General features: G+C 60.8%; 6 protein-coding genes. 2 read left to right on the top strand and 4 right to left on the bottom strand.

All coding sequences use genetic code 11. From position 1 onward, the window contains the following. Nucleotides 1–361 precede the first annotated feature (361 nt). The 3 genes from ACRER8_RS15060 to mfd are packed head-to-tail and all read right to left on the bottom strand — an operon-like array spanning nt 362 to nt 7,088. Nucleotides 362–3,067, bottom strand: coding sequence for a DEAD/DEAH box helicase (locus ACRER8_RS15060; RefSeq protein ID WP_431747032.1), 2,706 nt, complete (start codon nt 3,065–3,067; stop codon nt 362–364). A gap of 13 nt (nt 3,068–3,080) precedes the next feature. Beyond that, nucleotides 3,081–3,617, bottom strand: a complete 537-nt coding sequence (locus ACRER8_RS15065) for a CsiV family protein (RefSeq protein ID WP_431747033.1) — start codon at nt 3,615–3,617, stop codon at nt 3,081–3,083. A gap of 9 nt (nt 3,618–3,626) precedes the next feature. Next, complete coding sequence (mfd, locus tag ACRER8_RS15070) at nt 3,627–7,088, bottom strand: transcription-repair coupling factor (RefSeq protein WP_431747034.1); 3,462 nt, start codon at nt 7,086–7,088, stop codon at nt 3,627–3,629. Nucleotides 7,089–7,257: 169 nt separating this feature from the next. On the opposite strand from mfd, the gene ACRER8_RS15075 reads away from it, so the two are divergent. After that, complete coding sequence (locus ACRER8_RS15075) at nt 7,258–8,721, top strand: glyceraldehyde-3-phosphate dehydrogenase (protein ID WP_431747035.1); 1,464 nt, start codon at nt 7,258–7,260, stop codon at nt 8,719–8,721. A 154-nt stretch (nt 8,722–8,875) separates the two neighbouring features. On the opposite strand, the gene ACRER8_RS15080 is transcribed toward ACRER8_RS15075, so the two are convergent. Further along, nucleotides 8,876–10,312, bottom strand: coding sequence for an MFS transporter (locus ACRER8_RS15080; RefSeq protein ID WP_431747036.1), 1,437 nt, complete (start codon nt 10,310–10,312; stop codon nt 8,876–8,878). Between the two features lie 115 nt (nt 10,313–10,427). Between ACRER8_RS15080 and ACRER8_RS15085 the strand changes: the two genes are divergently transcribed. Next, nucleotides 10,428–11,747 carry an Nramp family divalent metal transporter gene (locus tag ACRER8_RS15085; RefSeq protein ID WP_431747037.1) on the top strand — a complete coding sequence of 440 codons (1,320 nt, stop codon included), beginning with the start codon at nt 10,428–10,430 and terminating at the stop codon, nt 11,745–11,747. Nucleotides 11,748–12,332 lie beyond the last annotated feature (585 nt).

The following is a 12,332-nucleotide window of genomic DNA, read 5'->3' on the forward strand; positions in this document are numbered from 1 at the left end:
CGTCAGACCTGACACCTCAATATTGACTGACTCGCCGCGTTCGCCAGCAAGCCGGCTCCTACAATGTTGCGTCAGCCATGAATCTCAGGCTCGCCGCAACACCTGTGGAAACGCCGGAGGTACGACGGCAGCGAAGGTGGCGGCTCAGTTGCATCAATTTCGACTGATCCGCCGCGTTCGCCAGCAAGCCGGCTCCTACAATGTTGCGTCAGCCATGAAGCTCAGGCTCGCCGCAAAACCTGTGGAAACGGGAGGTACGACGGCAGCGAAGGTGGCGGCTCAGTTGCATCAATTTCGACTGATCCGCCTCGTTCGCCAGCAAGCCGGCTCCTGCCGGAGCTACGCTGGGCCCAGTGTGCGGTTAGCGCTTCACCTTCTTCGGCGGTAACGGCAGCGGGGCGAACAGCGCTTCGATATCGTCATCCTGCAGCCTCCAATCCCCGGCCGTGCGGCCATCCAGCACACCGGACGCCAGCGCCGACTTCTCGTGCTGCAGGTGTTGGATTTTCTCTTCCACCGTGCCTCGGGCGATCATCTTGTAGACGAACACCGGCTTCTCCTGGCCGATGCGATACGCGCGGTCGGTGGCCTGGTTTTCCGCTGCCGGGTTCCACCACGGATCGTAATGGATCACCGTGTCGGCGGCGGTCAGGTTCAATCCCGTACCACCGGCCTTGAGACTGATCAGGAAGATCGAGCGCTTGCCGCTCTGGAATTCCTGCACCGGCGTACGACGGTCCTTGGTCCGGCCGGTCAGCAAGGCGTATTCGATGCCGCGCTGGGCCAGTTCGGTTTCGATCAGTTCGAGCATCGAGGTGAACTGCGAGAACAGCAGAATCTTGCGATTCTCGGCCAGCAGCTCCTCCAGCATGTCCATCAGGCTTTCCAGCTTGGCCGAACTTGACTGACGCGAGCCGCTTGGGGCGCTATTGACCAAGCGCAGGTCGCAGCAGACCTGGCGCAGCTTGAGCAAGGCTTCGAGGATGATGATCTGGCTGCGCGCCACGCCTTTACGGGTGATCTCCTCGCGCACCTTTTTGTCCATCGCCAGACGCATGGTCTCGTAGACATCACGCTGGGCATCGTTGAGTTCGACCCAATGCACGATCTCGGTCTTCGGCGGTAGCTCGGTGGCCACCTGCTCCTTGGTCCGACGCAGCAGAAACGGCTTGATCCGCGCATTCAGATGCTGCAAACGCGCCTCGTCACCGAGCTTCTCGATGGGCGTGCGGTAGTTGCTGTTGAACTGTTTGGCGTCACCCAGCCAGCCGGGCATCAGGAAATGAAACAGTGACCACAACTCGCCGAGGTGGTTTTCCAGCGGGGTGCCACTCAGACACAAACGCTGGCGAGCGTTCAACTGCCGCGCTGCCTGGGCGGCCTTGCTGTTGGGATTCTTGATGTACTGCGCTTCGTCGAGGACCAGCACGTGCAACAGCTGTTTGCTCAGCAGTTCGACGTCGCGAGGCAGAAGGGCGTAGGTCGTCAGGATCAGATCGTAATCCTGCAGATTTTCGTATTCCTGGTGCCGATTGGCGCCGTACAACGCCAGCACATTGAGTTGCGGCGTGAAGTGTCTGGCCTCGTCCATCCAGTTGGGAATCAGGCTGGTGGGCATGACCGCCAGCGCCGGATGATCGAGACGACCGGCCTGTTTTTCCATCAACAGATGAGCGAGGGTCTGCAAGGTCTTGCCCAGCCCCATGTCATCGGCCAGCACCCCGCCGACTTCCAGTTCGCGCAGGGCTTGCATCCAGCTCAGACCATCGAGTTGATAAGGCCGCAACTTGGCGTTCAGGCCCTTGGGCGCCTTGACCCTGGCGTTCTTGATATTCACCAGGCGCTCGGAAAACTGCCGCAGTCGGTCGCCGCCTTGCCACACCAGCGGCATGTCGTCGAGCTGCTTGAGGCGCGCGGCATCGGCGGTGTTCAGGCGAATCGCATCGTTGCCGTCTTCGCGCCAGTAGAAATCGCCCAGCGTCGCCAGCACGGTCTTCAGGCGGCCGTAGGGCAAGGCCACCTGAATCGGCCCGCCGCCGCGTTGGGTGAAATGATTGAGCTGCACCAGTAGCTGTTCGTCATCGCGGCGTTTGGCGATGCCGGCCAGGGTCATCAATTCCGGGTGGGTGCGCAGCAGATTGATCAGGATCGGCAACAGGCTCAGGCGCTCGCCGTTGACGATGATGCCCAGTTCCAGGTCGAACCAGTCGCGCTCCGGCTCCTCTTCGACCACTGCATACCAGTCGTCCACGGGCGTCACGTCGAAGCCGAAGTCGTCGTTCATCTCGACCTGCCAGCCCTGCTCACGCAGCTTGGGCAGTTCGTCGAGCATGAAACTCAGCCAGGCCTTATCGGTGGGCAGTTCGAACATTTCCCCAGCGCTATCAGGCAGGGCTTTGCTCTGGCGGGTGGCGATGCGGAAACCGATTTCCTGCAACTGTTTGCGGTATTGCCCTTCGCGGTCGAGATGACGGCGCAGGCGCAGCGTTTCATCACTCAGATGGCGCACGATATCGCTGGAGCGGCCAAGGGCTGGCGTGCCCGAGGTGTAGAACTCGTCGTAGCGAAACGCCAGCGCGGCACGATGCTGAACGTGCCGCTGCATTTTGCCGTTGCGCGGCTCATAGGCGCTGAATTCGAAGCTGGCGAGGATCAGCCGAGGCTTGGGCTCGACGTCGGAAATAATCCGTTCGGGCAACGTCGGTTTTTCCTCGGCCTTGGGCATTCGCGTAATGGCTTGCTGATCGAGGGCCGTCAGAATGCCGGATATGTTCTCGGGATCCTGCAGAAAGAACAGCGCCGCCGCACAGTGCTTGCAGTTGTTTCTGACGGGGCACGTACAGGTACCGACCACGAAATGGCGCGTCCGGTTGGCATCCTTGAATTGCAGGGTCTGGGTATAGATTTCCATGCCCGATCCACGACATACCGTGCGAACCAGATCCGGGCTCAGGTGTTGAAGCATCACGCGTTTCTGCCGGGCGTAGTCGAGCCCACGCTCCACGCTCTGCGCCTTGAACAACGGTTCCCACGGCAGGGCCAGGGCTTTTTCCAATAGGGATGACACGTCTTGCCCTACGTCAACGCGGTGCTTGAAGAGGAGAAACCTTGATCAACAAGGCCAGGCTGCCATTGTCCATGTAGGTCAATTCGCCGTTCCTGACCCGGGTCGCCTGGCGCATGCGTTCGCTGGTAACCAGCACGCCATGGTCGTCGAGCTTATTGACCCAGAAATTGGCGTCGATGTCGGTGAAGCGCGCCAGGCCCAGACTTACCGTGCCCTCGATGGGATAGTGACCGAACTGCGCCTGACCGCTGCTGATCGCCACTTTGCTCGGCGTGGCGCTCAGATCCTGTTGCCAGGCGCGATGCAGCAGCACCTTATAGCCATCGCTGGACTCCAGCTTGCTCACCAGATTATCCAAGACCGTCGGGGTCTGGTTATCGGGCCCCAGCTTTTGCGCGCCGGCGTCCCAGTCTTCCGGCGCCGCCTGATTGGTGGCGGCCGGTTCACCGTTCTGACCGAACAGGATCAGCTCCACCTGGTAAGTGCCGTCGGCGAAGGCTACAGGGGCGATCAGCACCAGCAGCAGGGTGAGCGAGCGAAGCACACGCATGATCAATCCTTAAGCCGATTTTGAAGGCAGTGGGGTCAGGCGCTCGAATAGCGCTTCGATGGTCGTGAACCGCTCCTCGGGACGCTCCATCGGCACCATGAATTTGAACAGCGTGGCGCCTTCGAATTTGTAGCGTTTGGGTTGCCCTTGAATCAGCTTGATCAGCGTCAGCGGATCGACCGGCGTATCGGCAGCGAATTCGATTCGTCCACCCTGCGGCCCGGCATCGACCTTCTTGATGCCCAACTGCTCGGCCCTGAGCTTGAGCGAGGTCATGCGCACCAGGTTCTTGGTCGGTTCCGGCAGCAGGCCAAAACGGTCGATCATTTCCACTTGCAGGTCCTTGAGACCTTCCTCGTCGGCAGCGTTGGCGATGCGCTTATAGAGAATCAGCCGCGCGTGCACATCCGGCAAATAGTCTTCGGGAATCAGCCCCGGCACGCGCAGATTGACCTCAGGCCCACCCCCCAGCGGCTGGTCCAGATTCGGTTGTTCGCCCTTGCGGATCGACTTCACCGCGCGTTCGAGCATTTCCATATAAAGGGTAAAACCCACGGCCTGGATCTGCCCGCTCTGGCCTTCGCCCAGCAGCTCGCCGGCGCCGCGGATTTCCAGGTCGTTGGTCGCCAGCACGAAGCCTGCGCCGAGATCCTGGGTGTTGGCGATGGCTTCCAGGCGTTTCTCGGCATCGGCGGTGATCTGCTTGCGCGGCGGCGTCAGCAGGTAGGCATAGGCCTGGTGGTGACTGCGCCCGACCCGACCGCGCAACTGGTGCAGTTGGGCCAGACCGAACTTGTCGGCGCGCTCGATGATGATGGTGTTGGCGCTCGGCACGTCGATACCGGTCTCGATGATGGTCGAGGCGATCAGTACGTTGAAACGCTTGTGATAGAAGTCGCTCATCACCTGTTCGAGATCGCGCTCGTGCATCTGCCCGTGGCCGATGCCGATTCGCGCTTCCGGCACCAGTTCGGCGAGGTCGGCGGCGCATTTCTCGATGGTCTTCACGTCGTTGTGCAGGTAGTACACCTGACCGCCGCGCAACAGCTCACGCAGTAACGCCTCTTTGACGGTCGGCTTGTTCTGCTCCATGACGAAGGTGCGCACCGACAGGCGCCGTGCGGGCGGAGTGGCGATGATCGACAGGTCGCGCATGCCGGCCACGGCCATGTTCAACGTGCGCGGAATGGGCGTCGCGGTCAGGGTCAGGATGTCGACCTCACTGCGCAGCGCCTTGAGTTGTTCCTTCTGACGAACGCCGAAACGGTGCTCTTCGTCGATGATCACCAATCCCAGATTCTTGATCTTGACGTCGTCCTGCAGCAGCTTGTGGGTGCCGATGACGATGTCGATCTTGCCCTCGGCCAGATCGGCGATGGCGGCGTTGACTTCCTTGGTCGACTTGAAGCGGCTCATCACCTCGACCCTCACCGGCCAGTCGGCGAAGCGGTCGCGGAAGCTGTTGTAGTGCTGCTGGGCGAGCAGGGTGGTCGGCACCAGAATGGCCACCTGTCGACCGCCATGCACGGCAATGAACGCCGCGCGCATCGCCACTTCGGTCTTGCCGAAACCCACGTCGCCGCATACCAGACGGTCCATCGGCTTGGGCGCGAGCATGTCGGCGCGCACCGCTTCGATGGTGGTCTGCTGGTCCGGGGTTTCTTCGAACGGGAAGCCGGCGCTGAAAGTCTCGTAGTCGAGCTTGGGATCGGCGAAGGCATAGCCTTCGCGCGCCGCGCGCCGGGCATAGATGTCGAGCAGTTCGGCGGCCACATCGCGCACTTGTTCGGCGGCCTTGCGCTTGGCCCTCTGCCAGGCTTCGGAACCGAGGCGATGCAGCGGCGCGAGTTCGTCGTCGCTGCCGGTGTAGCGCGCGATCAAGTGCAGGTTGGCCACCGGGACATACAGCTTGGCGTCCTCGGCGTAGGCCAGCATCAGGAATTCGGCGACCTGATTTTCCACTTCCAGCGTCGCCAGGCCCAGGTAGCGACCCACGCCATGGTCGATGTGCACCACCGGCGCGCCTTCACGCAACTCGGCGAGGTTCTTGATCACCGCATCGCTGGAGTGGCCGTCGATACGCTTCTCGCGACGACGACGCTGCATCACGCGCTGACCGAACAACGGGCTTTCGGCGACCAGTGCCAGCGCCGGTTGCTCGAGCACAAGGCCTTCGTCCAGCGGCGCGATGGTGATTGCCAGACGCTCCTTGCTGTCGACGAACTCCTGCCAACTGTCGAGGGTTTTCGGACGCAGCTTCAGACGTTCGAGCAGTTCCAGCAGCACTTCACGGCGACCGGCCGATTCGGCAGTGAACAGCACGCGACCTGGGAATTCGTCGAGAAATGTCGAGAGCGCCGCCAGCGGCTGATTGGCCTTGGCTTCGATCGCCAGATCCGGCAGCGCCTGGGCCGGAAAACGCTCGCGACCGATGCCGGTATCGACGTCGTCCTGGCTGGCGACCACCCGCGGCCAGGTTTTCAGCCGGGCGAAGCAGTCTTCCACTGGAAGGAACAGTTCGGCAGGGGGCAGCAACGGACGATCTGGGTCGACGCGGCGCTCCTCATAACGATTGCGCACGTCCTTCCAGAAGGTTTCCGCCGCGGCTTCGATACCCGGCAGCGAGAACACTTGGGTGTCCTGGGGCAGGTAGTCGAACAGGGTGGAGGTTTCTTCGAAGAACAGCGGGATGTAGTACTCGATGCCAGCGGGGGTGATGCCGCTGTTCAGGTCCTGGAAGATCGGACTACGGCGGAAATCGACATCGAAGCGCTCGCGGAAACGCGCCTTGAAACGGGTGACCGCTTCTTTCTGCAGCGGGAATTCCTTGGCCGGCAACAGCCGCACCGAATCGACCTTGTCGATGGAACGCTGGGTTTCCGGCTCGAAGGTGCGCAGGGTTTCGATTTCATCGTCGAACAGGTCGATGCGGTATGGCAGCTTGCTGCCCATCGGAAACAGATCGATCAGCGCGCCGCGGACCGTGAATTCGCCATGCTCGTACACCGTATCGACATAGCGATAGCCGCTGGCTTCGAGCCGCGTGCGCATGGCCTCGACATCGAGTTTCTGACCGACATCGAGCACCAGGCTGCTGCCGAGCAGGAATTTGGTCGGCGCCAGACGATGCAACGCTGTGGTGATTGGCACCACCAGCACGCCATGTTCCAGCTCCGGCAGCCGATAAAGGCTGGCGATGCGCTGGGAGATGATGTCCTGATGCGGCGAGAACAGATCGTAGGGCAGGGTTTCCCAGTCGGGGAAATGCAGCACCGGAAGATTGGGGGCGAAAAACTTCAGTTCCTGTTCCATTCGCTCGGCGCTTTGGCTGTCGGCGGTCAAAAGCAGGGTGAAGCGTTTCGCGGCGCTCGCAGCCTCGGCGATGGCCAGACTAAGAGCGGCACCGGGCAGGTTGCCCCAATGTTGTTTGCCTGCGGCGGCAGGAAGAATTGGTAGGCGCAGAACGGGCACGGAAGATAGAGCTCCAGGCGTTGCGGCAAAGCCGGGGATTGTAACTAAATCCGGAATCCGCTGTCAGTTTTACGCTCGCCGATTTATGTAGTGCCGCAGAGCTTAGAAACTCCGGATTGCTCATAAACAAAGGCTTGGGCATAATGTAGTCCCTTTTTTCAGCCCCTACATGTGGAAGGTTCCCGTGACTCAGAAGCCCGACCAGTGTCTTGGTGAATGGATCGATCGTGAAGCGCTCGCCGAGGCGATGATCCCGCTTATCGGTCAGCTATACCGCAATAACAATGTGGTGAGTTCGATCTATGGCCGCACCCTGATCAATCGTTCAGTGATCGCGATTCTCAAGGCCCATCGCTTTGCGCGTCATCGTCAAGCCGACGCAACCGAGTTGTCCGTACACGAGACTTTCCCGCTCATCAAAGCGATGAGCGAGCTCAAACTGGGCGCCGCTTCGGTGGACCTGGGCAAGCTGGCCGTCAAATACAAATCCGAAGCCAATGGCCGCACTGCCGAGCAGTTCGTTCGTGAAGAAATGGCTGAGATCGTTGGCCAACAGAATTCCGGCGCCCGTAAAGGCACCGACGTCGTGCTGTACGGTTTCGGCCGTATCGGTCGGCTGCTGGCGCGCATCCTGATCGAAAAAACCGGTGGTGGCGACGGCCTGCGTCTGCGTGCCATCGTCGTGCGCAAAGGCGCCGAGAACGATCTGGTCAAACGAGCCAGCCTGCTGCGTCGCGACTCGGTTCATGGCCCGTTCGACGGTACCATCACCATCGACGAAGCCAACAACACCATCAGCGCCAACGGCAACCTGATTCAGGTGATCTACGCCAAGAGCCCGACCGAGGTGGATTACACCCAGTACGGTATCAAGGACGCTCTGCTGGTCGACAACACCGGCGTATGGCGTGATGCCGACGGCCTGGGCCAGCACCTGCAGTGCCCTGGCATCGACCGTGTGGTGCTGACCGCGCCGGGCAAAGGCAAGCTGAAGAACATCGTTCACGGCATCAACCACCAGCAGATCACCGCCGATGACAAGATCATCTCCGCGGCGTCCTGCACCACCAACGCCATCGTTCCGGTCCTCAAGGCCATCAACGACAAGTTCGGTATCGTCAATGGTCACGTGGAAACGGTTCACTCCTACACCAACGACCAGAACCTGATCGACAACTTCCACAAAGGCGATCGTCGTGGTCGTAGCGCCGCGTTGAACATGGTCATCACCGAGACCGGCGCTGCCACTGCTGCTGCCAAGGCGCTGCCTGAGCTGGCCGGCAAGCTGACCGGCAACGCGATTCGTGTGCCGACGCCGAACGTGTCGATGGCGATCCTCAACCTGAACCTGGGCACCGAGACCACCCGTGAAGAAGTCAACGAATACCTGCGCCACACCGCGCTGTATTCGGACCTGCACAAGCAGATCGACTTCGTGGCCTCCCAGGAAGTGGTCTCCACCGACTTCGTCGGCTCGCGCCATGCAGGTGTAGTCGATGCCGAAGCCACTATCGTCAACGACAACCGCGTCGTGCTGTACGTCTGGTACGACAACGAGTTCGGTTACAGCTGCCAGGTGGTTCGCGTGATGGAAGACATGGCCGGCGTCAACCCGCCAGCATTCCCCAAGTAAGGCAACCGCCAGCAGCGAGTTTCAAGCTGCTGACTGAAGCCGAATGAAAACGCCCCGACTGGTTCGGGGCGTTTTTGTTTTCGTGCCAGCCTTCTATGGGCTTCGCCCAAAATCAAAGCAAAGGCAAAGCCCGAAGCATTCTGGCAAGCCCGGATCACCGATGCGCAATATCCTCCAATGCCAGGTTGCGCGTCTTCGGTCCGAACCCACCAATGGTGATCATCACGATCAACATGCTGATGACGATGAAGGTCAACACCCCCGGTGTGCCGAAGTGATCGAGGAACAGGCCGATCAGCAGGCTGCTGAACACCGTCGACAAGCGACTGAACGAGTAACAGAACCCCACCGCGCGAGCGCGGATGTTGGTGGGGAACAATTCGCTCTGGTACGAGTGATAGCTGAAGCTGAGCCAGGCATTGCAGAAAGTGATCATCACGCCGCAGATGATCAGCCCCGCCGCTGTGCTCTGTTGCGCGAACAGCGTGCCGAAAATCATCGCGCCCAGCGCCGAACCCACAATCTGCCATTTGTTCTCGAAACGGTTGGCGAACTTCACGAACAGCAGTGGGCCAAGCGGGTAGGCGAGGGTGATGATGAACGCGTATGCCAGGCTGTGGGTCACGCTGACACCCTGACCGGAAAGCAACGCTGGCAGCCAGTTGCCGAAGCCGAAGAAGCCAATGGCCTGAAACACATGAAACACGATCAGCATCAGCGCCCGACGACGATAAGGCGGCTGCCAGATGTCGGCGAAACGGCCTTTGCCTTCGATTGCCACGTTGTGGGTTTCCGGCTCGTCCAGCGCCTGGCCGTGGTCTTTCACGCAGCGCGCTTCCAGGTCATCCATGATCTTTTCGGCTTCGGCAAAACGCCCGTGTTGCGCCAGCCAGCGTGGTGATTCCGGCAAACGTGAGCGCAACCACCAGATAAACAGCGCGAACACCGCACTGGCGATCACTACCCAGCGCCAGCCAGCGATGCCGAACGGATCCTGCGGCACCAGCCACCAGGACATCAGCGCCACCGACGGCACCGACAGAAACTGCACGAAAAAGGCGAAGGCGAACGCCGAACTGCGCATGCGCTTGGGCACCAGTTCCGACAGGTAGGCGTCGATGGTTACCAGCTCGATGCCCAGGCCGATGCCTACCAGAAAGCGCATGCAGATAATGCCCAGCGCCGAAGTCTGCACACCCATCAGCACCGTGGCGACGGTGTACCAGATCAGCGCGAAGGTAAAGATCGCGCGTCGGCCAAAGCGGTCGGCAATCGGACTGAGCAGGCTGGCGCCGAGAAACAGACCGAGAAAGGTCGCCGAGGCGAAGGCCGCCTGGTCAGAAAATCCGAACACGCCTTGCGCACCCGTAGCGAATAGGCCATCGCGAATCAGACCGGGGCTGATATAGGCGGTCTGGAACAGGTCATACAGCTCGAAGAAACCACCGATGGACAACAGCGCCACCAGTTTCCAGATCGTGGCGACGGCGGGCAGGCGGTCGATGCGTGCGGAAATGCGTGCGGCGCGGACCGGGTCGACCCCATCGCCTTGTGTTTCGGGATGGTCGGAGGGATGAGAAAGCGCAGACATTATTGTTTTCCAGTTTCGTGGGACGACGCATGTTAGAGCTTTTACAGAGATTCAAGACAAAATATTTCCCTGCGTTTAAGCTTCATGGCTGATCGCAATCGCCCGCTGGATACCCGTGAAATACAAACTCCCGACCACTGCCACCGCCCCGTTTTGCCCTTCTGCCGTGACGGACAGCGTCGCGATTCCGGCCAATGCGTCGTTTCTGCGCAAGCTGATGCTGTTCGTCGGCCCCGGTCTTTTGATCTCCATTGGCTACATGGACCCCGGCAACTGGGCCACCGCCATCGAAGCCGGTTCGCGGTTCGGCTATGCATTGCTATTCGTGGTGGTGTTGGCCAGCCTGTCGGGCATGGTCCTGCAGAATCTGTGCTCGCGACTGGGAATCGCCACTGGCCGAGACCTGGCGCAATTGTCCGCCGAGCGCTACAGCCGCCGCGTGGGTATGGGGCAGTGGATTCTGGCGGAGATGTCGATTCTGGCCACTGATCTCGCCGAAGTGCTTGGCGCTGCCCTGGCTTTTCATCTGTTGCTCGGGGTGTCGATCACCACCGGCGTGGCGCTGACCGCGTTCGATACGGTGATCGTACTGGCGTTGCAGGGGGCGAATTTCCGGCGCCTTGAAGCCATCGTGTTGGGGCTGATCGTCACCATTGCCACCTGTTTTTTCATCGAACTGGTGCTGATCAAGCCCTTCTGGCCGGATGTGGCCGCAGGCCTGAAACCCTCGTGGGACGTGCTGAGCAATCAGGAGCCGCTGTACATTGCCATCGGCATTCTCGGCGCCACGGTGATGCCCCATAACCTGTATTTGCATTCCTCGGTGGTGCAGACCCGAGTCAACGGCACCTCCCAGCAGAGCAAAGCCAGTGCGATCCGTTATGCGCGGGCCGACACCATCGCCTCGTTGAGCATGGCCCTGGTGATCAATGCGGCGATTCTGGTCCTCGCAGCAGCCGCGTTCCACGGCAGCGGTCATGCGGATGTGGTGGAAATCCAGGACGCCTATCACCTGCTCGATCCACTGGTGGGCGGGACGCTGGCCAGCGTGCTGTTCGGTATTGCGCTGCTGGCGGCGGGGCAGAGCTCGACCTTCACCGGGACCATCGCCGGCCAAGTGGTGCTGGAAGGCTTTCTCAACGCCAAGATCCCCTGCTGGCAACGCCGACTGATCACTCGGGGGCTGGCGTTGATCCCGGCGTTGGTCGGAGTGATCTGGTTTGGTGATGGCGCCGTCGGCAAGATGCTGGTGCTCAGCCAGGTCGTCCTCAGCCTGCAACTGCCGTTCGCCTTGTGGCCGTTGATTCGGTTCACCAGCGACAGACAGCTCATGGGGCCATTCGCCAACAATGCCGTGACCAAGCTGCTGGCGTGGGGGTTGTTCGGTCTGATTTCGGCCGCGAATTTGATGCTGATGTTTTTTTGGGTGAATTGAGGGCGCAGCCGTGTAGGAGCCGGCTTGGTGGCGAACTCTGGTGTGTCTGTCACATCCTCGGCGGCTGAAGCACCGCGGTTCGCCAGCGAGCCGGCTCCTACAAGATCGCGCCAGGTCAGCCATAGATGTCGACTGACCCGCCGCATCTGCCCGAACGCCGCCGCTTGCTGCCGACCTGCTGGTCTGATTCCTGCGGCGAACCTGGATGTTGACTTTTTTTCGGTGAATTGAGAACGCAGCCGTGTAGGGGCCGGCTTGCTGGCGAACTCCAGTGTGTCTGTCACATCGTCGGTGGCTGAAGTACCGCGGTTCGCCAGCGAGCCGGCTCCTAAAAGATCGCGCCAGGTCAGCCATAGATGTCGACTGACCCGCCGCATCTGCCCGAACACCGCCGGCTTGCTGTCGACCTGCTGGTCTGATTTCCGCGACGAACCTAAATGTTGATGTTTTTTTCGGTGAATTGAGAACGCGGGAGCCGGCTTGCTGGCGAACTCCAGTGTGTCTGTCACATCGTCGGTGGCTGAAGTACCGCGGTTCGCCAGCGAGCCGGCTCCTAAAAGATCGCGCCAGGTCAGCCATAGATGT

This window comes from Pseudomonas sp., from assembly GCF_050739935.1.
Classification (GTDB): Bacteria; Pseudomonadota; Gammaproteobacteria; order Pseudomonadales; family Pseudomonadaceae; genus Aquipseudomonas.